Here is a 24,384-nt window from a genome sequence, read left to right as displayed (position 1 = left end):
GGGGATTTTAGCCTGATTTGGTCCATCCGCCCATGGGTTTCGAGTCGCAGCAGAGCAGGCTAACCGGCATTTCCCCGTTGCGCGAAAATTCGACGTGTTTTTAGAAATGGCCTGCACCGGCGGCCCACGTGTTTTCAGGAATGCGATTTTGGGAGCAGCAAGGCTTTGCTGCATAGCGCGATGCGACCTGTCTGAGGTCAGGGGCTTAAAAGCCGGGCAGCCTCCGGTTTTGCGCAAAACAGGGCGCTTGAGGGGCGCTGAGGCGCTTTTCATTGCCTCAAATCGGCTCCGCGATGGCCCTGCACATTTCTTCTGCGCGCAACCCATGGCGCGGCGACGGACCTGACCTGCCGCTCCAATCCACCTGATTTCTGAAAACACGTTTGAACGCCGAACCTTCCGCTGGAAGGCTTTTATCGCGTCGATGATCCGAGGGCGGGAGGCTTAATTGCCAGGAAGCTGGAACTTGTTACGCTCATGATGGCGTTTGACGAAGCCATAGAAGCGCTTGGAATAGTTGCGCGGCAATTCGTCGGGGTTGGCGTTCAAAAAGGCGTCGAACTGCTGCATCAGCACGTCCAGGTCCCATCCCGGACATTCTGCACGGATCGCCTGATAGATCTCGGCGTCCAGCACTCTTTGCGCACGGCCATAGGGCGCAGAGGCTTTGCGCGGACGGCATTCCTCGTCCTTGTTCGAGGCTAGATCGGTGATCGTCCGGGCGATCAGGCTGCGCGCCATGGCCGGATCGACATAGTCGGCCTCATCAGGCGCCTTGACGGCCGGTTTGCGCGACGGGGGAGGGGAGGGGGGCGTTTCGGCCACCTTGGCCGCCCCATCTTCCAGATAGCGCCGCATCACCATTTTCAGCTTGGGCCGGGGCGTCTCGGCTCCGATCACCTCTAGGTTGATCTCGGGCATATTGTTCGCCCGCGCCAGCTCAAGAATCTTGTTCTTGAACGAGGGCAACGAGCTTTCGCTCCCGCTTTTCTGGTGCAGCGTTTCAAAGCCGATGGTGAAGCCCTCAGCCCCATTGCCCCCGGCATGTTTGCGGCTTGCGCGATAGAGCCATTTGGCAAGCCCGCTGGTGATCTCGAAATAGAGCGGGGAAATGGCCAGCACATTGCGCTTGTCCATCACCCCGTCAAAGAACCATTTGGACAGGGTGATTTCCATGCCCAAGGACCGCTGCGTGCGTTCATCGACCAGATGGGTATAGCTGTCGATCCATGAAAAAGTCGTCTCGCGCGATTTGGAATTGGCGCGCAGGTTGGTCTTGATCGTGGTCGCCTGTAACCGGTCGAGCGCCTGCAACAGTCGCTCATAGGCCCGCCCGCTGACCCCCCAGCAAATGCGCTTGAGCATATCGCCCGGCTGGACCCGGATCGTGGGCGAAATGTCATTCTCTCCCCGCTCGCGCAGCTCGTTGAGATGCGAGGCAAGGTAGATCATGATGTCCGCATCCCAGATCGTCGCCATGCCATAGGCCGGATTGGCCGAGACATGGACGGTCACCGATTTGTCGGGGCTGACATATTCGATGGGCTTCAACCGCTTCTTCTTCGACAGGCTGAAGAAGGGCCTTTGCATCGTTTCCTGATAGTCACGCAGCGAAATGTCGCTGAAGTCGGGCAGGGTGAAGAACATCTCCATCTGCACCCGCCGACCACTGGGTAGGGATGATACCGGCTCGTCGCTCATGCCGAAACCCTTTGCGAAAGCCATCCGTCCCACGCGTGGGAAATGCGCGCCAATAATTTGAAAAACATGCGTTTTTCTTCAATTTTCAGAGTGGGAAAACAGGCGCATAGGGTAGGGGTCATCGCATTGATTTCTTCAGGATCTTGGCATTTTCCAGCAAGGGCCGCAAAGCCTCCAGCATCTCGTCCACCGACAGGTCGCTGGGGTTGAGCGTGATGCTCCATTCGCGCGCGCGGTCGCGGTCAACTTGGCCGATAGTCAAACCCTGGGCCTCGATCACCGCCTTCTGGTTGCGTCCCGGACGCAGCGTGGCCGCCTTGATCAGCCGCGCCACCACATCGGCCCCGCCAATCGGCGGCTCGTCGCCCGACTGGCGAAAGCTCTGTTCCGCGGCGATGGTGCGGGCCGCTTCCTCCATTTTGCCGCGCAATGCCGGTTGGCGGATCAGCGGCAAGAGCTTATCGCCATGGCGCACCTGCAAATCCATAGGCGAATTGAACGCGCTGATGATGGTCTGCGGGATCTCGGTCAGGCCGATATAGCGCGCCAGCATCGATTTCGACAGCTTGACCCGGTCGGCCATCCGGCTCTGCACACCGTCATAATAGGCATCGACCGCGTGCTTGTAATTCTGCCCGCGTTCGAGGTCGGAAATATCCTCGCGCTCGCGGTTCTCGACATCGGCCAGACGGAACGCAGCCTCATCGTCGAGATCGTCGATGATCGCGACCAGTTCGATGTCGGGATAATGGTTGGCGTTGAGCCAGGAAATCGCCCAATGCCGCCGCGTGCCGATCACCAGTTCATAGGGCAGTTCGCCATTCGGAGTGCGGCGCACCACGACCGGGATGCGATTGCCGTTTTCGGCATGGATGGAATCGATCAGGCTGCGCACCCGGTCCTCGGTCAGCAGCGCATAGTCGCGCGCATTGCCCGCCCAGATCGAACATTCCGCAGGCTTGAGCCGGATGGTCGGCCGCTTGAGCATCCGCGCCGCCTCGCCAAAAGCCTCCAACCGCTTGCTGGTAAAGGTCGCGCGAGGGGCGGCCTTGGCCTCCGCCGCCGCCGGCTGTGCTGGGGCAGGGGCCGAGGCCAAAGCCTCGCCGATCAGCGAACGGCGGCTCATGCCAGCACACTCCCGCTACCTGCATTGGCGTTGGCTTCAACCGGCATGCCCGAAATGCTCTTGGAGGGCCATTGCTCGCGCACCTGTTGCAGCACCTCGCCAAACACCGCGTCCAGATTCTCGCGGCAGCGCTGATAGGTGCCATGCGAGGCCGAGGGCTTGCTCTCATAGACCGAGCGGAAGGCCTGCGTGGCGTTCTTGATTTCCTCAGAAGCCAGCACCGGCTGACTGAGCATGAAATTGGCGTAAGTGGCCTGCATCATCTTCCACATGTCGTTTTCGCCCGGCTTGCTGGGCGTATAGGCCGAGCAGACGATGCGGATGAAACCATAATCGACCGGCGTGCCATTGGCTTCCAGCACTTCGATATTGTCGGCAATCGTGTCCATGAAATGGATCGTCGAGAGATAGTCGAGCTGGCGCGCGGGGACAGGCACCAGCATCCCCGTGGCAGCCGCCATCACATTCAGGCCCAGAAAGCCCATCGCCGGCGGCGGATCGAGCAAAATGACATCGAAGTCTTTGACAACGCTTGATATACCAATGCGCAGCCGTTGCAGCCCCTCGCGCACCGCCTGCCCGCCCTCGCGCAGGGTCGAGGTCAGATCCCATTCGGCATCCTGAAGGCCAAGGCTGGAGGGCACGATCTTGATTGTGGGCCATGCGGTGTCGTGGATCGCGGCAGGGAAGTCGTCAAAGACCGAACGGGGCGAGAGATAGTTGCCCAGCGTTTCTTCCTTGTCGATCAGTGTTTCGGGCTGAATGTCGAACATGGTCGTCGTCGACGCTTGCGGGTCGCAGTCGATGACCAGCACGCTATAGCCGCGCAGCGCCAGAAAATCGGCGAAATGCTTGGTGATCGTGCTTTTGCCCACGCCGCCCTTGAAATTCTGGACCGCGATGATGACCGCATCCTCATGCGGCGCCTTGCCCACCTTGATGCCCAGCGCCTCGCGGATCTGGGTCAGATCTTCCAGCGTGTAGAACCGGCGGCCGTTGTTCAACTGCTTGGGGGCGGGCAGGCGGCCTTCCTTCTCGGCCTTGGCCAGCGCTTCGGGCGTGCGGCCCACCAGTTCGGCGGCAACGCCCGGCCCAAAGGTCAGGTCGAGAACCTTCCGGTCTTCGGGCTTGAACACGACCGACTTGACGCGGTCGCGCATCTGTTCGCAAGAACGGGTGAGTGAGCGAAGCGTATTTACAGTATAGGACATCGCCCATCGACCTCTCAGAGATTCGGCTCCCCCAAGAGCCGGTTTGGGTTTGATGTGCATATTTTTGCACCAAAGTCAAACCTGATGGATCAATCGTGGTGAGTTCATAACCTGCCCGATAGGGCGGGCCTATATGCAAACCGTGCCCTTTGCCTCCCGCCGATTTGCAACCGGGGCACCGAGCCGGGATAAATGCTCGATTGCATCAATCAAGCCGCTCTCGCGCGCGAATTGCGTCGCGGCTTTCCCCCATGCCTCATGCCGGCGCAGCTTTCGTAAACGCGCCCGATCCCTGCGCAATCGCCCGGCACGACCGGGTTTCAGGCAATACGTCAATCTGCGCTGCCCCCTTGTTTGACACCCTGCGGCCAGTGTGAAACTTTTTGGACAAGTGTGAAGGATTGGGCAGTTGTCGAGCCGCTCAGCCCCTTTGCACCGCAGGGAGGATGCCCCCGCAAGGCAGGCAAAGCCAACCAGACAGGGGGAAATATGGAGCATGCATCAAGTGGCCGCGATCCGCCGCCAGGCGCCCTATCGTAACATCGGGCCTTTTGCGCCACCGGTATGAATACTTCCAATAAAACCGCGTCGATTACGCATTAGAGGCGTTCGCGTCTGCGCGTTTACTTCGCCCGCCAGAACATTCGGTTCTCATCCGACAGTGAATAGCGCCGCACCTGCCCGCGGCAACAGGGGACACAATCATGAACATCCGCCACGGGCGCAAACTTGCCCTTACCGCTTCCTGCGCGCTGGCCGCGCTGGCCAGTCCGGCACTGGCCGCCGACGGAGAACCGGATGCAGGCACGATCATCGTCACCGGGACGCGACAGGTGGCCCGAAGCGCCACCGAAAGCTTGGCGCCCATCGACGTGCTGTCCACCAAGGATCTTCAGGCCAGCGGCAAGCAATCGGTGCGCGACCTGCTGGGCACGCTGGTCCCCTCGATCAACGTGTCGAACAGCGGCGCGGGCGCCAGTTTCGCGGTCAAAACCCTGTCGCTGCGCGGACTTGCGGGCGATCATGTGCTGATCCTGGTCAATGGCAAGCGCCGTCACAACACCGCCACGATGTTCATCAACGGCACCACCCAAAACGGCCAATCGCCCGCCGACCTTGACCTGATCCCTTCGAACTCCATCGCGCGGGTCGAAGTGTTGCGCGACGGCGCCTCGGCGCAATATGGCTCGGACGCGATTGCGGGCGTGGTCAATGTCATCCTGAAAGAGGACACCTCCGGCACGGCCACGATGCTGGGCGGCATGACCAAGGATGGCGGCGGCGAGACGGGCCGCATCTCGGTGGATAAGGGCTTCAAGTTGGGCGAGGCGAGCCTGCACCTGTCGGCGGAAAGCTGGCTTCAGGCGCGCACGATCCGCTCGGCGCTCAATCCGGGCCAATTCTACGCCCGCGTGGGCCAGCTTTACAGCGCCACCACCGGCGCGCTCGACCCGCGCGAGGCGACCGTCGACCGCAATGTCAACAAGGCGGGCCAACCGGCCAGTGAAGGCTTCAATCTTGGCTATGACCTCAACATTCCGGTCGGCGTGGTCAAATTCTACAGCTTCGGCACCTTCAGCCACCGCAACAATGATGCATGGCTGACCTATCGCTTCCCCGATGCCTCGAACAACATCCCCGAGATTTACCCCAACGGCTATTCGCCCCATCTGCATATCAGCGACCATGACTATCAGGTGACCGCGGGCATCAAGAGCCAGAAGGGCGCCGCGATCAATTTCGACTTCTCCTCCTCCTATGGCGTCAGCCTCGTTTCGCTGGTGGAAAGCACTGCGCTCAACGCCTCGATGGGGCCGAACAGTCCGACCACCTTCTATATCGGGCGCACCAAGAGCACCGAATGGACCAACAACCTCGACCTGCAAAAAGACGTCAATCTGGGCCTATATCAGCCGCTCTCGGTGGCGATCGGCGCGGAATATCGGCAAAGCACCTATGGCATCGAGGCGGGCGAGGCGGCCTCCTATATTGATGGCGGCTATAAATCGACCACGGGGGCCAATGCGGGCGTGCTGCGCACCAGCGGCTCGCAGGGCGTGACCGGCTTTGCCCCCAGCATGGCGGGCAGCTGGAAGCGCAGGGCGTGGAGCGCCTATGTCAACCTTGAGCAAAAGATCCTGCCCGGTGTCGAAGTCGCGTTGGCCGGTCGCCATGAGGATTATTCCGACTTTGGCAAAACCGACACGGGCAAGGTTTCGGCCCGCATCGAACCGACCAAGGGCTTTGCCCTGCGCGGCACGGTCAGCACGGGTTTTCGCGCCCCCACGCTGCAACAGCAACACTATTCTTCGGCCAGCACGATCAATGTCAGCGGCGTTCTGCTGCCCGTTTCAGCGCTGCCGGTGGATTCGCCCGCGGGCATCGCGCTGGGGGCCAAACCGCTCAAGCCTGAACGGTCCACCAACTATTCGCTGGGCTTTGTGTTCAACGCCATCCCGCGCTTCAACCTGACGGTGGACGCCTATCAGATCAAGCTGAAGGACCGCATCCTGCTCTCCAGCACGCTGCAAGGCGCGGTGGTGCGACAGGTGTTGGCCTCGGCGGGGATCACTTCTTCGGCGGGCGGCTTCTATTTCGGCAATTCCACCGACACGCGCACGCGCGGCATCGATGTTGTGGGCACCTATCGCGCCGACCTTGGTGATCTGGGCAATGCCAATCTCAGCCTCTCGGCCAATTTCACTGAAACGGTGTTCACCCGCGTCGATTCGGTCCCGGCGGTTCTGTCCTCGGCGGGCCTCGTGCTGATCGGGCGCGACCGTCAGGGCGACTTTACCGTGGGCACCCCCCGCAACAAATTCATCGCCAATGTCGCATGGGAAAAAGGCCCCGCCGCCATCAATCTGCGCGCCACCCGCTATGGCAGCGTGACCCAGGTGAACGCCAGCGCGGCCGGGCCTGATGCGCGGATCGACCCCAAGGTGATCTTCGATATCGACGCCAGCTATAAGCTGACCAGCGGCATCAAGATTGGCGTGGGCGCAAACAATATGTTCAACATCTATCCAAACACCTTGCCCACCTCGCTTCAGGGCAACGGCTTCTCGCTCTACAACGCCTATTCGCCCTATGGGGTCAGCGGCGGCTTCTATTACGCCCGTCTCAGCTTCGGTTTCTGATGATGTTTGCGGGGCCGTCCATGGTGGCGGCCCCGCGTCTTCTTGCGTGGAGTATCCCATGAGTTTTGCCAAGCGGCCCCTCCTTCTGGCTTCGCCTGTCGCGCTGGCTCTTGCGCTGTTCGGGGCGCCCGCGATGGCCGCGCCTGCCAATCTGCCGCCGCCGGGGGGGGAGACTCCGCAAGCCTTTGATGTCCATGCGGGCACATCTTATGCCGTGGCCGCCTCGCCCGATGGCCAATGGCTGGCCTTCGATCTTCAGGGCAGCCTCTGGACCATCCCGGCCAAGGGCGGCGAGGCGAAACGCATCACCGATTATTTCAACGATGCGCATCTGCCGACATGGTCGCCCGATGGGTCGCGCATCGCCTATTACGCCTATCGCGATGGCGATTATGACCTGTGGACCGCTCGGCCCGATGGCAGCGATGCCCGCCAACTGACCCATGGCGAATTTGACGACCGCGAACCGAGCTGGTCGCCTGACGGCAAGACCATCGCCTTTGCCAGCGAGCGGGGCGGCGGCTATGACATCTGGACCATCGACATCGCCACCGGGGCGATGACTCAATTGACCAAAGGCCCGCGCGAGGACCGCGCCCCGTCATGGTCCGCCGACAGCGCCACGATCGTTTTTTCCGGCGCAGGCAGCCTCTATTCCGTCTCCGCGCATGGCGGGGAAGTGACCGCCCTGCGCAACGCCCCCACCGGCACCCGCTATGACAGCCCCTCGCTCAGCGCCAAAGGTGAACTGGCTTATGTCGTGGCCGATGGCGCGGGCAGCCATCTGGAAATCGACGGCAAGCAGGTATCGGGCAAGGAGAATGTCTTTCCCTTCCGCCCATCATGGGTGGGGAGCGATGCCTATTACATTTCCGATGGGCTGATCCGCCGCCGCAACGGAGCGAAACTGGCCACCATCCCCTTTACCGCGCGGCTGGAAGTGGTGAAGCCGGTTTACACCCGCGCGAAACGTGATTTCACCAGCACCGCCCCGCGTCGCGTGCTGGGCATTCAGCATCCCGCGCTTTCGCCCGATGGCAAGAGCATCGCCTTTGTTGCGCTGGGCGATCTCTATGCCGTCTCCTCGGCGGGCGGCAAGCCGCAGCAATTGACCCATGACGAGGCGCTGGAGGCCGATGCTGCATGGTCGCCCGATGGGCGCAGCCTTGCCTATACTTCGGACAAGGGCGGCGGCCTGCCTCAGATCTGGGTGCGCGACCTCTCCACCGGCAAGGATCGGCAGGTGACGAGCAGCCCCAACCAGCCGTTGGGCGCTGCATGGTCGCCCGATGGGCGGCGCATTGCTTTCCTCGACACCGATGGCCGCTGGGGCGTGGCCGGATTGCAGGTGGTCGATGTGGAAAGCGGGGTGATGACCCGCCTGCAACCCAGCCTGCCGCAACCGGGCAAGCCCACGTGGTCGCCCGATGGACGCTATGTCGCAGTGGCTCTGTCCAAGCCCTATTCCACCAGTTTCCGCGAGGGCAACAACCAGATCTGGATGGTGCCGTCCGATGGAAAGGGCGCGCCCTTCTGGCGCGATGCGGACAAGGCCTCGCTGGATTCGCGAGGCGGTGGCGGCCCGGTCTGGTCGCCCGATGGACAGAAGATGGCCGCCATTCAGGATGGCGTGCTGAAAATCTGGCCGGTCGCGCCCGACGGCACGGCGCTGGGTAGCCCGCGCGCCTATACGTCGGAAATATCGCATTATCCGACTTGGAGCGGTGACGCCAAATCCGTGCTGTTTCAGGCGGCGGACAAGCTGAAGATCGTTAGCGTGGAAACCGGCGCGATCCGCGAGGTGCCGCTCGATTTCACCTATACGCTGGACATTCCCAAGACGAAGATCGTGATCCATGCGGGCGCTATGGTCGATGCGGTACGCGACGCAACGCAGGCCGACAAGGACATCGTGATCGAGGGCAACCGCATTGCAGCCGTGCTGGACCATGACCCGGCCCATTATGCGGGGGCGGACAAGGTGATCGAGGCGCCCACCCTGACCGCCATTCCCGGCCTGATCGACCATCATGCCCATGCGCAAAAGGATTTCGGGGCCAACCTGCATCTGGCATGGCTGTCCTATGGCATCACTACTGTGCGCGATCCGGGCAACCAGCCCTATGACGGCATCGAGGACCGCGAGGCATCCGAGGCGGGCGTGCGGATCGGGCCGCGCATTTACACCACCGGGCCGCTGCTGGAATGGCGGCGGGTGTTTTACCGGATGGGCGTGGCCGTTTCCGGCCCGGCGCATCTGGAACGCGAGATCGTCCGCGCGCGGGCGCTCAAATATGACCTTATCAAATCCTATGTCCGCATGCCCGATTTCGGCCAGCGCCGTCTGGTTGAGGCGGCCCATGACATGGGCGTGCCGGTGGCCACCCATGAGATCTTCCCCGCAGCCTATACGGGCGTGGACAATACCGAGCATCTGGGCGCGACCAGCAGGCGCGGTTTCTCGCCCAAGCAGGGGCCGCAGGGCAAGGTCTATGAGGATGTGATCCAGCTCTTCGGCCGGTCGGGCCGGACGCTGACGCCCACCAATTTCGGGGCGATCAACACGTTTCTGGCCAAGCATCCCGAATTCCGCAAGGACCCGCGCCTTGCGCTCTATCCCGAATGGGCGCGCAAGACGGTGAGCGAGGGCGAGGCGTTGCCGCCTGCCTTGCTGTCCATGCAGGCGGGGCAGTTGGAGGGGCTGAAGGCCATGAAGGCGGCGGGCACGAGAATCGCGGCGGGCACCGACACGATGATCGCCCCCAATCTTCAGGCGGAAATTTCCTCCTATGTCGATGGCGGCTTTACGCCTTTCGAGGCGCTGCAAACCGCCACGGTCAATTCGGCCAAAGCGCTCAATCTGGACGCGGGGACGATCGAGCCGGGCAAGCTGGCCGACATCATTCTGGTCGAGGGCGATCCGCGCAAGGATATTGCCGCCACTTTCCGGGTGAAACAGGTGATCACCAATGGTCGCCCCTTCACGGTGGAGGAGCTGATCGCCAAGGCGCAGCGCAAGCCGTGAGAGGCTAGAGCACGCTGTTGCGCAGGAAATGCGTCACGTCCTCGCCCGCATTGGCATAGGCATAGTGCTGATCGCTGGCAAAGACGCGGAAATCGCCGGGGTTCAGCAGGACCGTTTCGCCCTCCAGTTCAAGGGTGAGGCGGCCCTGCGTGACATAGATGATTTCGTGCCATCCGGCGGGGTCCGGCTCTGCCTGATAGCGATGGCCCGGCGCCAGCGACCAGACCCAGAGCTGGGCCTCCTGCTGCGCGGGGGCGGAGCCCAGCAACAGGGCGAAGTCGGCCGGATCGGCGCCGCGCCACATGGTTTCGTTGACATTGCGCATCTCGGCGCCCGGCGCTTTGACCATGGCAGTGAAATCGACCCCCAGCGCGATGGCCAGCCTGTCGAGGCTGGCCAGACTGACATTGGCCTCGCCATTTTCAACGCCCACGATCATCCGGCGGCTGATGCCCGAGGCATCGGCCAGCGTCTGCTGGCTCATCCCCGCGGCATGGCGGAACCGGCGCAGATTCTGGCTGACATGGACGAGCACGTCGGATTTTTGCCCATCGGGCGTTGGCCCGTGCGATTTGGGGTTGTGCAGTATATTGCTCATTGCTAGTTGTGCATTATGTTGCACATCGCCGCTCAAGACAAGCCCCAGCGCAGGCCCGCATCATGGTCGATCAGCCGCGAGGAAATGGTCCTTATCGGCATCACCATGCTGTGGGGCACGACTTTTCTGATCGTTCATACCGCGATGCAGTACAGCGGGGCGCTGTTTTTCGTCGGCCTGCGCTTCATGGTGGCGGGGGCAGGGGGCTGGCTGCTGTTTGCCCGGACGATGCGCGATCTCAACCGCCGCGAACTGGGCGCGGGGGCGCTGATCGGCTTTGCGATCTTCCTTGGCTATGGCCTGCAAACCTACGGCCTGCGCACGATCACCAGCAGCCAGTCGGCCTTTATCACCGCGCTCTATGTGCCGATGGTGCCGTTGCTGCAACTGGTGGTGCTGCGCCGGATGCCGCATATCATGAGCTGGATCGGTATTGCGCTGGCCTTTGCCGGGCTGATCCTGCTGGCCGGGCCCAAGGCGGGGCATATCGGCTTGAGCGCGGGCGAGATGGCCACTTTGCTCAGCGCCGTGGCGATTGCCGCCGAGATTATCCTGATCAGCCGCTTTGCCGCAGGGGTGGACAGCCGCCGCGTCACGGTGGTGCAATTGCTGGCCGCCGGGCTTTTCTCCCTGGCCGCCATGCCGCTGGCGGGCGAGGGGGTTCCCGTCTTCTCGCCGGTCTGGCTGGTGGCCGGGGTCGGGCTTGGCCTTGCCAGCACGCTGATCCAGCTGGCGATGAACTGGGCGCAAAAGACGGTGTCGCCCACGCGCGCCACCGTGATCTATGCGGGCGAGCCGGTGTGGGGCGGGATCGTCGGGCGCATCGCGGGCGACAGGCTGCCCGCGATGGCCATGCTGGGCGGGTTGCTGATCCTTGTCGGCGTGCTGGTCAGCGAATTGCGCGGTTCTGCTCAAGACGCTCCATAAAGCGCTTGGTGTCGATGATCGCGCGGCGGTGCCTGCCTTCACCGATCAGGCCGAAGTCATCATGACAGGCCACGCGAAACTCCAGCCTGCGCCCCTCCACCGCGATCAGCTCGACCTGTGCCGTGATGGTCGCCCCCGCCAGCGTTGCCGCGACATGGCTGATATCGACATGTGTGCCCACGCTGCACTGGCCGGGGGCCAGATGGGGGCGCAGGGCCTCTATGCAGGTGTTTTCGATAAAGCCCACCATCATCGCCGTGGCCAGCACCGGGGGCATATCGGCAAAACCGGCCCAGTCGGGCGTGACATGGGGCACGGTGTGACGCTCGGCCACGACCATGCTTTCGCGGTGAGTGAGGCCGGGGGTCATGGATGCGCCAGCGTCCAGACATAGGCCGCCACCGCCTTTACATCTGCCGGTGAGAGCGCCGCCCCGCCCAGCGCGGGCATGGCACCGCTGGCCTTCTTGGGCTTGTCCACGCCCTTGGCGATTGTCGCGGCCAGCCCTTCGGGCGAACCGTCGCTCCACAGGAACTCCGGCCCGACCAGCGAGCCGCCCGCCATCGACCCGCGCCCATCGCTGCCATGGCATCCCACGCAGGTGCCGCCCTTGGCCTGACCCAGATAGATGGCGCGGCCCTGTGTGATCTGCTGCGCGGTGATCCCGGCAGGCAGGCTGCGCCCGGTGGCGGAGGCCTGCGCCGCTTTTGGCTCGACCTTGCGTGCAGGCGTCAGGGGCGCATTGGCCGCCCCGCGATAGGTAATGCGCCAGATCCGCCCGCGCACATCATCGGCAATATAGAGCGCACCGTCCGGCCCCACGGCCAGCCCGGCGGGGCGATGCTGTGCGCGGCCCGGCTCTTTGAAACCCCCGGCAAAACCATCGGCAAAGCGGATCCATTTTCCGCTCGCCTTGCCCTCGCGCAGGGGCTGGAAAGCCACGAGATAGCCATCCTGCGGCGCGGGGGCGCGGTTCCATGAACCGTGAAAGGCGATGAAGGCGCCCTGTTGATAGGCGGCGGGGAAGGCCCGCCCGGTGTAGATCGCCACGTCATTGGGCGCCCAATGCGCGGGGAAGGCCGCCACAGGCATATCCTTGCCCGCGCAGGCGCCCTGCGCCTTGCCGTCGCCGCCATATTCGGGGGCCAGCTTGTGGCGGTTTTCAAACCCATCGAAATAGCAGGTCGGCCATCCGAAATCGGCCCCCTTGTGGGGCGAGAACAGGATTTCGGCGGGCAGTTCGACGCCCTGCTGCTCGGTGTAATACTGGCTCCAGTTCTGGCCCAACTGGTCGCGGCCATGCTGGGTGGCAAAAATGCGGCCCGCGCTGTCAAAGGTGATGCCGCCGGTGTTGCGGATGCCGGTGGCCCAGCGCGCCTCGGGGCTGAAGACCTGCCCCGTTTTGTCGGCGCGATAGGCCCAGATCCCCGCCCGCGTCAGCGCTTCGGTGCAGGGGGCAAGGCCCTTGGCGCCGGGTTGGCGGTTGGGGCTTTCGCAGGCATTGCTGGCCGAACCGGAATTGACCAGCAGCGTGCCGTCGGCCTGAATGGCGAAGGGGTGCATCGGGTGATCGCCCGAGAGCGGCAGTTCGCTCAGGACAGTCGAACCCGCGCCCACCGGTGCCAGCGCGCCCGGCCTGATCGGATAGCGCACAATCGTGTCATGTTCTTCGACAAAGAGCGCGCCATGCCACAGGGCGATGCCGGTGCCGCCATGGCCGCCCTTATCCTCGCTGGTGCCAAAGCGCGCGACCTTGTCGGCCACGCCGTCGCCATTACTGTCGCGCAGGGCGATGACAAAGCCGCCGCCGGGCGCGGGCGGCGCATTGCGGAAATAGCGGCCCGACCACGAATTGACATAGACCGTGCCATCCCCCGCTACGGCCAGGTGGCGCGTATGACCCAGTTTGTCGGCAAAGACCGTGGCGCAGAAACCGGGCGGCAGCGACAGGCCGCCATTGTCCTTTGCGCATCCGGCCCCTGGCGCCTTTCCGGCGGCGGTCAGAGCATAGGCGCTGCCCAGCAACAGCGGGGCAGCCAGCAGGGCGGCGCGGAAAGCAAGACGCATGGATCCATTCTCCGGGTATCAGGGTGTGCTTCGCATATCAGCCTGCGGCTTGGCGCGAAAGGTCCCGTGGCGCGCCTCCTCGCTCAGCCAGACCTTGCCGCCGATGGCTATGCGATCACTGTGGCCGTCACCGATGCGCAGGGCCAGCTGAAAGCCGCGCTGGCCGCCGACGGCCCGCGCGAGAATGGCATTTACATGGCCATGCACAAGACCTTGACCGTGGTCGGCTTTCGCATCTCCACGCTGGAATTGCGGCAAAGGATCGAGAAGGATCCGGCGCTGCTCGATCAGGTGAAGCCCAACATGTCATTGCTGCCCGGCGGGGTGCCGATCTTTGGCCATGGCGCATTTCTTGGCGCCATAGCCACCAGCGGGGCCAGCGCCCATATCGAGGAAAAATGCGCAGCCGACGGCATCGCGGGCATCGCGTCACAGTTGTAATCTGCGCCATCTGGCGCAAGGCGCGGGCTTGGGTTAGCCTGACACCATGCAAGACGAGCCCCACGCCGCGCCCCCCGGAACCTGGATTTCGCCCAAGCCCCACGCATGGCGGCGGGAGCAGAAGATTGCGGCGCTGGTGGCCATTGCGCTGCTGGCCTTGGCGGGGTGGTGGACCTTGCTTCCCTTTTGGCATGCGCTGGGTTGGGCGGCGATTTTTGCCGTCTCGCTCTGGCCGCTTTATCAGCGTTGCGTCCGGCGCTGGCCAAGGGGGCAATCGGTGGCGCTGCCCGCCGCCTTTACGCTGTTCATCCTGCTGATCTTCGTCATCCCGCTGGTGATGGTGGCCAATGCGGTGTTTCATGACACGATCTCGCTGGCGCAATGGCTGGCCGTGGCGCGGGTGCAGGGGGTGCCGGTGCCCGAAGTGCTGCACCATCTGCCTTATGGCGAGCAGGCGGCGGTATGGTGGCAATCGGCGCTGGGCACGCCCGAAGGGATCAGTCGCCTGTCGCAGCATGCCGGGCCTTCCTCGGGCCTGTCGCTGGGCACGGGGGAAAAGATCCTTGGTGGATTGGCGCACCGGCTATTGTTGGTGGGTTTCATGCTGATGACGCTGTTCTTCCTGCTGCGCGATGGGCAAAGCGTGGCGCAGGCGATGCGCGTGGCCACGCGCCGCGCCTTTGGCCTGCCGGGCGAGAATGTGGCCGATCAGGCGGTGCTGGCCATTCGCGGCACGGTCAACGGGCTGGTTATCGTGGGCTTTGGCGAGGGGCTGATTCTGGGCGTGATCTATGGCCTTGCCGGGGCCAGTCATGCCGCGCTGCTGGGGCTGTTGACGGGGCTGCTCTCGGCAATCCCATTTGGGGCAACGGTGGCCGTGGTGGTGGCTGCGGCCATTCTGGTGGCGGGGGGCAAGCTGCTGGCCGCCGCTGTTGTGGCGGTGATCGGGCTGGCGCTTGTCTTTATTGCCGACCATTTCGTGCGCCCGGTGTTCATCGGCGGATCGACCCGGCTGCCCTTTATCTGGGTGCTGCTGGGCATTCTGGGCGGGGTCGAGGGCTGGGGGCTGATCGGGCTGGTGATGGGGCCTGCGGTGATGGCGGTGCTGATGCTGTTGTGGCGCGAATGGATCGGCGCGGTGAAAGGCCCGCTCAACCCCGTGCGCGGCGAAAGCGCGGCGGCGGAACGGGCCGACATCTGAGGCGGATCAGTTGTTCAGTACGGCGTATCCGTCATTGGCATAGGTGATCTGCACGAGCGTTGCCGCCTCGGCCACCTCGATGCCGGGCAGGAGCTGATCGCGGGCAATGTTGCGCCCCGCCGCCCATTGGCCGCAGACCATCATCCGCACGCCCGCCTGGCGCAGCGCGTTGAAGATTGCCTTGTTCGGATTGTCGATATTGTATTTCTTGCGATATTCGGCATCGGTCAGCACCGCATCGGCTGCCGCTCCATACAGGATCATCGCAAAGGAAATATGCGATGGCGCCACCTTGGCCGCGATCAGCCCGTTGAGCTGCAAGGCCACCCGCCCAAACGCGGGCAGGGGTTGGGCCGGATCAGGCGCGCCCGTCGCCGCGCTGAACAGCGCCTTATAGCTGCGCTTGGGATCGCGGGTGACGGCGGCGCCGGGAATTTCGACATAGCCGCTGCTGCCCGCGATGGCGGGCGGGGCGGGGGCGGGCCACACTCTTGGCTCTGCCGCATGGGCCGCCAGCGGAGCGGCCAGCGCGGCCAGAATAGTGATAAAACGCAATGTGATATCCATCATGGTCTTGATCTCCCAAGACCATGATGGGGCATGGACGGCCTATACTCAAGCTGCCATTTTCTACGCCTTGGCGGCGGTGACGATGATCTCGACCTTGTAATCGGGGGTGGCCAGTTTCGATTCGCCGGTCGCGCGGGCCGGGGGGGCAATATCAGCCACCCATGCATCCCACACCGCATTCATCTCGGCAAAGTCGGCCATATCGGCCAGCCAGATCTGCGCCATCAGCATATGCGCCTTCGAACTGCCGGCTTCGGCCAGCAGGCGCTCGATTTCGGCCAGCACGGCCTGTGTCTGCTGGGTAACGGTCTCGCCTTCCTCGCATTGGCCCGAAAGGTAGATCGTGTCGCCATGGATCACGGCCTGGCTCATGCGCTTGCCGGGTTCGATACGGGTAATGGTCATGGGGTCGGGTCCTATTAATAGCGCGAAAGGGCAAGGTCGGCGGTTTCGATGGCCGGGCGGCGCGCGCTGATGATGTCGGCGATGACATGGGCCGAACCGCAGGCCATCGTCCAGCCCAGCGTACCATGGCCGGTGTTGAGAAACAGATTGCCGATGCGTGTGGGCCCGATGACGGGCGTGCTGTCGGGCGTCATCGGGCGCAATCCGCACCAGAAGCCGGCGGCGGAAAAATCGCCAGCGCCGGGGAAGAGGGTTCCGGCCGAATGTTCGAGCGTGGCGCGGCGCGCTTCCGGCAGATCCATGTTGAAGCCCGAAATTTCCGCCATGCCGCCGATGCGGATGCGGTCGCCAAGGCGGGTGATCGCCACCTTGTAGCTTTCATCCAGCAGGGTCGATACGGGGGCCAGCGGTTCATTGACGATGGGCACGGTCAGCGAATAGCCCTTGACCGGATAGACCGGGACTTTGAGCCCCAGCGGCCGGACCAGATGCGGCGAAAAGCTGCCCATGGCCACCAGATAAGCGTCAGCCGTGACGGGGCCGCGATCGGTGTCGACGCGGGTGATGCGCCCGCCTTCTTCGACGATGCGGGTGATCTTGGTGCCGGTCATGAATTCGACGCCCGCAGCCCGCGCCATTTCGGCCAGCGCATTGGTGAATTTGAAGCAGTCGCCCGTCTCGTCATTGGGCAGGCGCAGGCCCCCTGCAATCGGCGCGGCGCTGCCCGCAAGGCCGGGTTCGGCGGCGATGCAGCCCGCTTTGTCCAGCACTTCAAACGGCACGCCGTCCGCCTGCAACACCGCCACATCCTTGGCGATGCCCGCCAGCTGGCTTTCCTCGCGGAAGAGTTGCAGCGTGCCCTGCATCCGCTCGTCATAGGTGATGCCGGTCTGCGCGCGCAATTCGATCAGGCAATCGCGGCTGAATTCAGCCAAACGCACCATGCGGCTCTTGTTGATGGCATAATCGCGCGCGTTGCAATTGCCCAGCATCGCCACCAGCCATTTGAGCATCGCCATATCCGGGCGCGGGCGCAGGATCAGCGGCGCATGCTTCATCGCCAGCCATTTAAGCGCCTTCATCGGAATGCCCGGCGCGGCCCATGGCGAGGCATAGCCGGGCGAAATCTCGCCCGCATTGCCGAAACTGGTTTCCAGCGCAGGCCCGTCCTGCCGGTCGATCACCACCACCTCATGGCCCGCCTGGCGCAGATACCATGCCGAGGTGACACCGATGACGCCGCTGCCAAGGACTGCGATTTTCATGGAACAAGGCTTTCGTTCAGGGCCGCTGCGCTGATGTAATGGCGCTCGTAACGGCGGCTCAATTGGGTCAGGATTTCATAGGAGATGGTGCCCGCGTCGTGCGCCACATCGTCGATGGTCTGATGCGGGCCGATCAGTTCGACCGGCGCGCCGGGGTAGAGATATTCGGCCGGAACATCGGTTACGTCCAACGTGATGCTGTCCATTGAAACCCGACCGATGATGGGCGCGCGATGGCCCGCGATCCACGCCGCCCCGCGATTGCTCAGCGAGCGGGGCCAGCCATCGGCATAGCCGACCGGGATCGTGGCGATGCGTGTTTCGCGCGAGGTGTGAAAGCTCATGCCATAGCCGACGCCCGCGCCCTTGGGGACTTTGCGCAACTGGGCGATTGCGGTTTCCAGTGCGACGACGGGGTGCATCGGGTTGGCCCCCATGCGCGGCGCCCCGCCATACAGCGCGATGCCGCCGCGCACGAGGTCGAAATGGCCGCGCTCCAGAAAACACCCGCCGCTGTTGTCGAGCGCGCGGGGCAGGCCGGGGAAACGCTCGGCTATGGCGGTAAAGCGCGCCGCCTGATCGGCGTTGGCAGGGTGATCCGGCTCATCGGCGCAGGCCAGATGGCTGATGAGGAAGCGCAGGTCGAGCCAGTGCGCCATGGCGGGGGCGGCCAGAAATTCGTCGACCTCGGCGGCCTCCATCCCCATGCGCGACATGCCGGTGTCCACCTGAAGGATCGCGGGCAGGGGGCGGCCCAGATTACGCGCCAGATCGGCCCAGCGCCGCGCCTGATCGAGCGAATTGAGTACGGGGATTGCGCCCATCGCCTCGCATTCGGCCTCTTGGCCCGGCAACAACCCGTTGAGGACATAGACCGGCACGCCCTTGGCCATCAGCGGCTCGGCCTCGCACAGCAGCGCGACGAAGAGATGGCGGCAACCCTGCGCCAGCAGCACGTCGGCCACGCGCGCCGAGCCAAGCCCATAACCATCGGCCTTGACCACGCCCGCCACCTGCGCCGGGGCCACCGCATCGCGCAGCAGGCGATAATTCGCCGCCAGCGCGCCCCAGTCGATCGTCAGCTTAGCCCCTGCGCCCATCTGCGCCTCCACAGAAATTCCGTGGGTCGATGCTATCGCATCCTATGTCGAATTTATGGCCAATCTGTCGTTGATTGTGCTAATAATGCGCCATTCACGCAAGATTTGACGACGAAAGCGCGCAAACATGTCATTCATCATGGACGGTATCGACCGCGCCATCCTGCGCATCCTGCGTCAGGACGCCCGCAAGCCCAATTCCGAGATCGCCCAGACGGTCGGCCTCTCGCCCTCGGCCTGTCTGCGGCGTATCCGGCTGATGGAAAGCAACGGCGTCATTCAGGGCTACACCATCATTACCGGCAGCGAGGGCGAGGGCGAGCAGGCCGTCGATGTCGTGGTGCAGGTGACGCTGGACCGCCAGACCGAGGATTATCTGATGCGCTTTGAAACCGCCGTGCGCCAATGCCCCGAGGTGCGCGAATGTTTTCTGATGACCGGCGATGTCGATTACTGGCTGCGCATCCGCACCGAGAGCGTGCGGGCCTATGAGGCGATCCATGGCGAAATTCTCTCGCGCCTGCCGGGGGTGCGGCGGATCAGTTCGAGCATTTCGATGCGCGACGCCATGCGCCCGCGCCGGTCGAAACCGGGGCGGCGGGCGTAAAGGGCTTAATGCTCTCCCATCGCCCCCGACATGGTCTTGATGATCGGCTTTAACAGATAGCGCAGCACGGTGTTGCTGCCGGTCTTGATCTCGACCGTGGCGGTCATGCCGGGCTGGATGGCGATGGGTTCACCGGGGCGGCGGACCATGCTGCGCGTGTCCACCCGGACGTGGACGCGGTAGAACACGCGGTCCTGCGCGGCACCCGCACCATTCTCGGTCAGCGTGTCGGGGCTGATATAGCCGACCTTGCCCTCGGCCGAACCGAAGATGCTGGAATCATAGGCGTCGAATTTGACCGAGGCGCTTTGCCCGGTGCGGACATAGGCGATGTCGGTGGGCGAGACCTTGGCCTCGACGATCAGCTCCTGTCCGGTTGGCACGATCTGCAACACTTCATCGCCGGGGCGCAGCACGCCGCCGATGGTGGTGAGATGCACATTCTTCACAATGCCGTCGGTGGGCGCGACAAATTGCGTTTCGCCCAGCGAGGCGCGCCGCTGCGTCAAGATCTCGCGCGCGGTGACCAGTTCCTCGTTGCTCTTGGCGTAATCGGTCTGAAGCTCCTGATAATAGCGGTTGCGCAGATTGGCGATCTGGCTCTGAATATCGCTCTGCTGTCGCTCCAGCCGCAGGATTTCGGACCGGCTGACATCGCCCTGACGCAGCAGGGGCCGGTTCATCTCCAGTTCGCGCGTGGCCAGATCGAGCTGATGGTTCAGCGCGGCGATCTGATCGCTAAAAGCCATCCGCCGCTTGGCGAAAAGCGCGCGTTGGCTGGCAACAAGGTTTGGGAATTTCTCCGCCTCGCCGGTGAAAGCAAGGGGGCGGTCAAACAATTCGGCATTGATCCGCGCCTGCTGCGCCTCCAGCCCGCCGACCTTGGCCGCGCCTTCATCGACCGCCGCGCGCACCTTGACCTGATCCAGCGTGACCAGCTTTTGCCCCTTGCGCACGCTGTCGCCCTCGCGCACGAGGATCGCGCTGATAACCCCGCCATCGGTGGTCTGGACCACCTGTACGCGGCCCGCCGGGATCACCTGCCCGGTGGCGCGGCTGATCTGGTCGAGATGGGCCACGCTCGCCCATGCGACCGCGCCCGCCAGCGTGGCCACCGAGAGCCAGATCACCCGGCTGCCTTTGGGTTGCCGCCCGGAGCTGGGCGTCTGGGCATGGCCGGTGTCGGTCAGGCGCAGATTGCCGCCGTTTGCCATGACTTTATTCCTTATCCTGAGGGTGGCTTTGCCCCGGCACTTCGCGCGCCGGATTGGGGGCCGGTTTGGGGCGCAACTGGTTCAGCACATCGGCGGTCTTGCCATCCAGCGCCAGACGTCCGTCGATCACCACCAGCACCCGGTCGACAAAGGAGAGCAATTGCGGCTTATGCGTGACCATCACCACAGTCTTGCCCGCGAAATGGCCGAAGATCTGTTGCAGCGCGCGCAATTCCGTTTCCGGGTCCAGATTGGCCGTCGGCTCGTCCAGCAGCAGGATCGAAGGATCGGTCAGCAACAGCCGGGTCAGCCCCACCAGCGCCCTTTGCCCCCCCGACAGGCCAAAGCCGCCCTCCGAAATCGGCAGGTCCAGCCCCATCGGATGCTGGCGCAGCAATTCGGCCAATCCGGTGCGCTGGGCTGCGGCCAGCAACCTTTCGTCATTGGGATTGGCGATGCCTAGCCCCAGATTGTCGCGCAGCGAGCCGCTGAGCAGATCGAAGGATTGCGGCAGATAGATGAGCTGTCGCCGCAAATCGTCCTCGGCAATCTGCGAGATTTCCACCCCGTCCAGCGTGACCTGCCCCACGGCGGGGGCATAGAGCCCGGCCATCACCTTGAGCAGCGTCGATTTGCCCGAACCGACCGAGCCGATGATGCCCACTTTCTCACCCCGATTGATGAACAGGCCGGGGATTTCCACCCCTGAACGCGCGCCGGGATAGGCAAATTGCACATTGGCCAGACGCATCCCCGCCTGCACCGGCCCCATGCGCAGCATCTGCCGGTCATGGGGGTGATCGCTGGGCAGGCGCAGGATCGAATCCAGCGCCTGAAGCGAGGAGCGCGCATAGCTCCATTGCACGATCAGATTGGGCAGCGCCGCCACCAGCGGCCCATTGATCCGCCCGCTGATGATGGTGCAGGCAATCAGCCCGCCCATGGTCAGCCGGTGATCGGCCACCTCATACACGCCCAGCACGATGATCCCGACATAGGCCACCTGTTGCAGCACATTGAACGTGCTGCCCGAAAGGGTGGACCAGCGGCGCACGCGATTGTCATGGCGATGCACCGTATCGACCAGCCGGTTCCACCCGGCCAGCATGTGCCAGCCCCCCAGATTGGCTTTGACCGTCTCGGCCGCGCCCAGCGCCTCGACCAGCAGGCCGTTCTTGCGATTGCCCGACACCTGCGACTTATGCGCATCCTCGCGGATCATGCGCGAAAACAGCATCGCCGCGCCAATCGCCAGCGGAAAGGTCAGCGCCGGCACAATGACCACCGACCCGCCGATGCCATACATCACCACCATGAACAGCAGCGCAAAGGGCAGATCGGCCAGAATGAACAGCGAGGCCGAAGCCATCACCGCGCGCACCTGTTCCAGCCCGCGCAATTGCGCCGCCATCGTGCCGACGCCGGGCGGGCGCGCATCCAGTCGCACCGATTGCATTCGGGCAAAGAAATATTCCGACACTTCCGCGTCGATCCCCGATGCTTCCTCGTCGATCAGAAAGGCCCGCGTGTTGCGGATCAGGAAATCGACCAGCAGCGCAAAAGCCATGCCCACCGTCAGCACCCAGAGCGTGTCATAGCTGGCGCGGGGGATCACGCGGTCATAGACCTGCATCGAATAGATCGAAGTGATCAGCGCCAGCACATTGATGACCACCGTTGCCGCCGTGGCGTCGACGATCATCCGTCGCCGCCCCAGAATGGCCGCGCGAAATACCGCAAAGGCCGACAGATGGTTTTCCGCCCCCGCCGCATCGGGAAAGGACATTTGCACCAGCCGCAGCCCCGGCGCCCATTCCACTTCGGCCAGACCGCTGGCGGTGATGGCGCGGATATGGTCCGGCCCCTGCCACTGTTCGGCCATGGCCCAGCCAAGCTGGTTCACATAGACCAGCATCGGGAAATCCTGCGGGCCGGGGCGGGTATCGACGCTCACGGGCGCATCCCATCCGGCCAGCTCGCTCAGCCGCCACGGTGCCTCGGCGTCATCAAGTGCAAGGTCGATGGCCACCGCCGATTGCCAGTCGGGCGCAAGGCGAATGCCCCGCCTGCGGGCCAGTGCGCCGACCAGATCGAGCAGGGGAAGCGTCACTTATGTCGTCCTTCTTCGATTGGATTCGTGTCATTGCTGCGCAGCAAAATCCGCATGGCCGCCGCCGAGGCGCTGTAGCGCACGTCGATCGCGTCCAGATCGGCGGTCATCGCCTCGCGCACGGCGTTCATCACATCGAGCCATGTGCGTCGCCCGCTGACGAACTGACGGACATAGCTTTCGGTGATCTTGTGGCTGTCCCCGGCCAGCGCTCTTGCCCCCGCATCGCGCGCCCGCGCGCTGGTATATTCGATCAGATCGTTGCTGGCTGTAGCCTTCAGATCCTGCGCCACCGAGGGGGCCTGCAGCTCGCTGGCCTGTTCGCGCAGGCGGGCGGCATGGGTGGCAAAGATTTCCGAAAAGCCCCCCGCCGTCTGCATCCGCACCGACAGGCCGACACGATGCTTGTAAATCTCGTCATAGCTGTATGAGGCGAAGAGGCCCGGCAGGCGCGAGGCTGCGGTGATCCGCGCATCATCGCGCGCCACCTGCGCCTCGGCCTGAACCCGGCGGCGCTGCGGGCTGCTGGCGATCATCCGCTCGGTCAGGCTGGACAAGGTCCAATGCGGCCATGAGGCCGGTTCGGCAAAGCCGGGCGCCAGCGCAATATCGTCGCGCAGCACGAGGCCCGACAGCCGCCCCAGCGCGCTGCCCCTTTGCGCGCGGACCAGATCGAGCTGCTGGGCCACCTGTAACCGGCGTGAATTGGCCAGTTTCAGATCGGCCTCAGGGCTGACCTCCTGCGCCACGCGGCGGCGCATCGAGGCCACCATATCGTCCATCACCGCCAGAATGCCGACCAGCACCTGCTCGTGCTCGCCCAGCCTTTTGGCATCGTGATAGGACTGGTTCACCTCCAGTTCGAGGTCCAGCACGGTTTCGGCAAGGCGGTAGAACTGCGCCTCGCGATTGGCCTTGGCGCGGTCGATCGTGGCCGGAATTCGCCCATTGGTCCACAGCGGCAGATCGACATTGGCCGTCACCTGACGGCTGAGCAAAATGGCCCCATATTGGTTGAACTGGATCGACATGGTGGGCAGGCGGGTCAGCCGCGCCGCCGTCACATCCACCCCCGCCGCGCGCAGCGACGCCCGCTGCGAGGCGACCGAGGGGTGATGGCGCACCGCTTCCTCAATCAGGCCGGTCAGTTCGGGGTTGAAGGCAAGAGCGGGCGTTTCCGCCTCGGGCGCCCGGTTGGCCGCGCCGCCGCCTGCCGCCATTTCCTGCGCCGCGGGAGCAGGCGGGCCATAGGTCGGACTCGGCAAAATGTCCGGCGCCCTTTCCTGCGCCGCCACCATGGGCCCCGCCATGGCCAGCAATCCGGCCGCGCCCAGATGCAGGGCCGTCCTGTATCCTTGTCCGGGCCACCGCGTTCTCGCGCATGGCCTCTGTCCCTTTCCCACTTGCACCATCCCCTCATGTGCGCCCGCGACCGGTCCCGAACGGGTCGCAAGATCCGGTAATGTCTGAAATTCGCGCTTTCCCATGGCTTTCAGGCGGTTCCTGATTTTGTGCCCGTGGGCCTTGTTCAAGTGAAGCCGCGAATGGTCGAGAATGGCGCAACCCGGATGGCAGGACGCTTAAGGGTAAGATAATGATTTAACACAAGATACTATGCCTTGATGCGAGGCTGGGGGCAGGGCGCGGCAGGGCCATGTCCAACGGTTTTCGTTCCA

19 protein-coding genes are annotated in these 24,384 nt (G+C 63.9%); 6 read left to right on the top strand and 13 right to left on the bottom strand.

What is annotated here, in order from left to right; all coding sequences use genetic code 11:
* Positions 1-444 precede the first annotated feature (444 nt).
* The 3 genes from FHW96_RS19325 to FHW96_RS19315 form a co-directional block, all read right to left on the bottom strand.
* Positions 445-1,701, bottom strand: a complete 1,257-nt coding sequence (locus FHW96_RS19325; protein ID WP_253951079.1) for a replication initiator protein A — start codon at positions 1,699-1,701, stop codon at positions 445-447.
* 118 nt (positions 1,702-1,819) lie between these two features.
* A complete protein-coding gene (locus FHW96_RS19320) occupies positions 1,820-2,827 on the bottom strand; it encodes a ParB/RepB/Spo0J family partition protein (RefSeq protein ID WP_172342224.1) in 1,008 nt (335 codons plus the stop codon).
* A complete protein-coding gene (locus FHW96_RS19315) occupies positions 2,824-4,038 on the bottom strand; it encodes an AAA family ATPase (protein WP_172342223.1) in 1,215 nt (404 codons plus the stop codon). Before FHW96_RS19315 ends, FHW96_RS19320 begins: the two co-directional genes overlap by 4 nt.
* A gap of 704 nt (positions 4,039-4,742) precedes the next feature.
* Between FHW96_RS19315 and FHW96_RS19310 the strand changes: the two genes are divergently transcribed.
* Together FHW96_RS19310 and FHW96_RS19305 are read left to right on the top strand one after the other, a co-directional pair.
* Positions 4,743-7,178: a TonB-dependent siderophore receptor gene (locus FHW96_RS19310; protein ID WP_172342222.1), complete on the top strand. Its 2,436-nt coding sequence runs from the start codon at positions 4,743-4,745 to the stop codon at positions 7,176-7,178.
* Positions 7,179-7,236: 58 nt separating this feature from the next.
* Positions 7,237-10,203: an amidohydrolase family protein gene (locus tag FHW96_RS19305; RefSeq protein WP_172342221.1), complete on the top strand. Its 2,967-nt coding sequence runs from the start codon at positions 7,237-7,239 to the stop codon at positions 10,201-10,203.
* 4 nt (positions 10,204-10,207) lie between these two features.
* Here FHW96_RS19305 and FHW96_RS19300 read toward each other — a convergent pair whose 3' ends face one another.
* Positions 10,208-10,801 (bottom strand): helix-turn-helix domain-containing protein, encoded by a 594-nt coding sequence (locus FHW96_RS19300; protein WP_172342220.1) that lies wholly within the window; start codon positions 10,799-10,801, stop codon positions 10,208-10,210.
* A gap of 15 nt (positions 10,802-10,816) precedes the next feature.
* Between FHW96_RS19300 and FHW96_RS19295 the strand changes: the two genes are divergently transcribed.
* The gene (locus FHW96_RS19295) at positions 10,817-11,728 is read left to right on the top strand and encodes a DMT family transporter (protein ID WP_172342219.1); all 912 of its coding nucleotides are present in this window, start codon (positions 10,817-10,819) and stop codon (positions 11,726-11,728) included.
* On the opposite strand, the gene FHW96_RS19290 is transcribed toward FHW96_RS19295, so the two are convergent.
* Both FHW96_RS19290 and FHW96_RS19285 read right to left on the bottom strand, forming a co-directional pair.
* Positions 11,691-12,098, bottom strand: coding sequence for a thioesterase family protein (locus FHW96_RS19290; protein ID WP_172342218.1), 408 nt, complete (start codon positions 12,096-12,098; stop codon positions 11,691-11,693). The genes FHW96_RS19295 and FHW96_RS19290 overlap by 38 nt on opposite strands.
* The gene (locus FHW96_RS19285; protein ID WP_172342217.1) at positions 12,095-13,795 is read right to left on the bottom strand and encodes a c-type cytochrome; all 1,701 of its coding nucleotides are present in this window, start codon (positions 13,793-13,795) and stop codon (positions 12,095-12,097) included. The genes FHW96_RS19290 and FHW96_RS19285 overlap by 4 nt, the downstream gene beginning before the upstream one ends.
* A 66-nt stretch (positions 13,796-13,861) precedes the next feature.
* Between FHW96_RS19285 and FHW96_RS19280 the strand changes: the two genes are divergently transcribed.
* Both FHW96_RS19280 and FHW96_RS19275 read left to right on the top strand, forming a co-directional pair.
* A complete protein-coding gene (locus FHW96_RS19280; RefSeq protein ID WP_172342216.1) occupies positions 13,862-14,236 on the top strand; it encodes a heme-binding protein in 375 nt (124 codons plus the stop codon).
* A 46-nt stretch (positions 14,237-14,282) separates the two neighbouring features.
* Positions 14,283-15,437, top strand: coding sequence for an AI-2E family transporter (locus FHW96_RS19275; RefSeq protein ID WP_172342215.1), 1,155 nt, complete (start codon positions 14,283-14,285; stop codon positions 15,435-15,437).
* A gap of 6 nt (positions 15,438-15,443) precedes the next feature.
* On the opposite strand, the gene FHW96_RS19270 is transcribed toward FHW96_RS19275, so the two are convergent.
* From FHW96_RS19270 to alr, 4 genes are read right to left on the bottom strand one after another with little or no spacing between them, the layout of a single operon-like run.
* Positions 15,444-16,007: a DsrE family protein gene (locus FHW96_RS19270; RefSeq protein ID WP_172342214.1), complete on the bottom strand. Its 564-nt coding sequence runs from the start codon at positions 16,005-16,007 to the stop codon at positions 15,444-15,446.
* A 60-nt stretch (positions 16,008-16,067) separates the two neighbouring features.
* Positions 16,068-16,412 (bottom strand): RidA family protein, encoded by a 345-nt coding sequence (locus FHW96_RS19265; RefSeq protein WP_172342213.1) that lies wholly within the window; start codon positions 16,410-16,412, stop codon positions 16,068-16,070.
* A 14-nt stretch (positions 16,413-16,426) separates the two neighbouring features.
* Positions 16,427-17,677 (bottom strand): D-amino acid dehydrogenase, encoded by a 1,251-nt coding sequence (locus FHW96_RS19260; protein WP_172342212.1) that lies wholly within the window; start codon positions 17,675-17,677, stop codon positions 16,427-16,429.
* Positions 17,674-18,777, bottom strand: a complete 1,104-nt coding sequence (alr, locus tag FHW96_RS19255) for an alanine racemase (RefSeq protein ID WP_172342211.1) — start codon at positions 18,775-18,777, stop codon at positions 17,674-17,676. The genes FHW96_RS19260 and alr overlap by 4 nt, the downstream gene beginning before the upstream one ends.
* Before the next feature lie 127 nt (positions 18,778-18,904).
* Between alr and FHW96_RS19250 the strand changes: the two genes are divergently transcribed.
* Complete coding sequence (locus FHW96_RS19250) at positions 18,905-19,384, top strand: Lrp/AsnC family transcriptional regulator (protein WP_172342210.1); 480 nt, start codon at positions 18,905-18,907, stop codon at positions 19,382-19,384.
* 5 nt (positions 19,385-19,389) lie between these two features.
* On the opposite strand, the gene FHW96_RS19245 is transcribed toward FHW96_RS19250, so the two are convergent.
* Genes FHW96_RS19245 through FHW96_RS19235 form a run of 3 tightly spaced genes read right to left on the bottom strand, consistent with a single transcriptional unit; the run spans position 19,390 to position 24,018 of the window.
* Positions 19,390-20,598 carry an HlyD family efflux transporter periplasmic adaptor subunit gene (locus FHW96_RS19245; protein WP_172342209.1) on the bottom strand — a complete coding sequence of 403 codons (1,209 nt, stop codon included), beginning with the start codon at positions 20,596-20,598 and terminating at the stop codon, positions 19,390-19,392.
* 4 nt (positions 20,599-20,602) lie between these two features.
* On the bottom strand, positions 20,603-22,708 hold the full coding sequence (locus tag FHW96_RS19240; RefSeq protein WP_172342208.1) for an ATP-binding cassette domain-containing protein: 2,106 nt from the start codon (positions 22,706-22,708) through the stop codon (positions 20,603-20,605).
* Positions 22,705-24,018, bottom strand: a complete 1,314-nt coding sequence (locus tag FHW96_RS19235; RefSeq protein ID WP_172342207.1) for a TolC family protein — start codon at positions 24,016-24,018, stop codon at positions 22,705-22,707. The genes FHW96_RS19240 and FHW96_RS19235 overlap by 4 nt, the downstream gene beginning before the upstream one ends.
* Positions 24,019-24,384 lie beyond the last annotated feature (366 nt).

This window comes from Novosphingobium sp. SG751A (assembly GCF_013149295.1).
In the GTDB taxonomy this organism is placed as follows: Bacteria; Pseudomonadota; Alphaproteobacteria; order Sphingomonadales; family Sphingomonadaceae; genus Novosphingobium.
This window is presented reverse-complemented; position numbering and strand designations above follow the sequence as displayed.

What these genes read in the sequence shown, in the direction of transcription:
- FHW96_RS19270 (WP_172342214.1), bottom strand. Translation starts at nt 16,007, where the DNA reads ATGATGGATATCACATTGCGTTTTATCACTATTCTGGCCGCGCTGGCC.
- FHW96_RS19310 (WP_172342222.1), top strand. Translation starts at nt 4,743, where the DNA reads ATGAACATCCGCCACGGGCGCAAACTTGCCCTTACCGCTTCCTGCGCG.
- FHW96_RS19305 (WP_172342221.1), top strand. Translation starts at nt 7,237, where the DNA reads ATGAGTTTTGCCAAGCGGCCCCTCCTTCTGGCTTCGCCTGTCGCGCTG.
- FHW96_RS19285 (WP_172342217.1), bottom strand. Translation starts at nt 13,795, where the DNA reads ATGCGTCTTGCTTTCCGCGCCGCCCTGCTGGCTGCCCCGCTGTTGCTG.
- FHW96_RS19300 (WP_172342220.1), bottom strand. Translation starts at nt 10,801, where the DNA reads ATGAGCAATATACTGCACAACCCCAAATCGCACGGGCCAACGCCCGAT.
- FHW96_RS19320 (WP_172342224.1), bottom strand. Translation starts at nt 2,827, where the DNA reads ATGAGCCGCCGTTCGCTGATCGGCGAGGCTTTGGCCTCGGCCCCTGCC.
- FHW96_RS19275 (WP_172342215.1), top strand. Translation starts at nt 14,283, where the DNA reads ATGCAAGACGAGCCCCACGCCGCGCCCCCCGGAACCTGGATTTCGCCC.
- FHW96_RS19250 (WP_172342210.1), top strand. Translation starts at nt 18,905, where the DNA reads ATGTCATTCATCATGGACGGTATCGACCGCGCCATCCTGCGCATCCTG.
- FHW96_RS19295 (WP_172342219.1), top strand. Translation starts at nt 10,817, where the DNA reads ATGTTGCACATCGCCGCTCAAGACAAGCCCCAGCGCAGGCCCGCATCA.
- FHW96_RS19245 (WP_172342209.1), bottom strand. Translation starts at nt 20,598, where the DNA reads ATGGCAAACGGCGGCAATCTGCGCCTGACCGACACCGGCCATGCCCAG.
- FHW96_RS19235 (WP_172342207.1), bottom strand. Translation starts at nt 24,018, where the DNA reads ATGGCGGGGCCCATGGTGGCGGCGCAGGAAAGGGCGCCGGACATTTTG.
- alr (WP_172342211.1), bottom strand. Translation starts at nt 18,777, where the DNA reads ATGGGCGCAGGGGCTAAGCTGACGATCGACTGGGGCGCGCTGGCGGCG.
- FHW96_RS19325 (WP_253951079.1), bottom strand. Translation starts at nt 1,701, where the DNA reads ATGAGCGACGAGCCGGTATCATCCCTACCCAGTGGTCGGCGGGTGCAG.
- FHW96_RS19260 (WP_172342212.1), bottom strand. Translation starts at nt 17,677, where the DNA reads ATGAAAATCGCAGTCCTTGGCAGCGGCGTCATCGGTGTCACCTCGGCA.
- FHW96_RS19290 (WP_172342218.1), bottom strand. Translation starts at nt 12,098, where the DNA reads ATGACCCCCGGCCTCACTCACCGCGAAAGCATGGTCGTGGCCGAGCGT.
- FHW96_RS19315 (WP_172342223.1), bottom strand. Translation starts at nt 4,038, where the DNA reads ATGTCCTATACTGTAAATACGCTTCGCTCACTCACCCGTTCTTGCGAA.
- FHW96_RS19265 (WP_172342213.1), bottom strand. Translation starts at nt 16,412, where the DNA reads ATGACCATTACCCGTATCGAACCCGGCAAGCGCATGAGCCAGGCCGTG.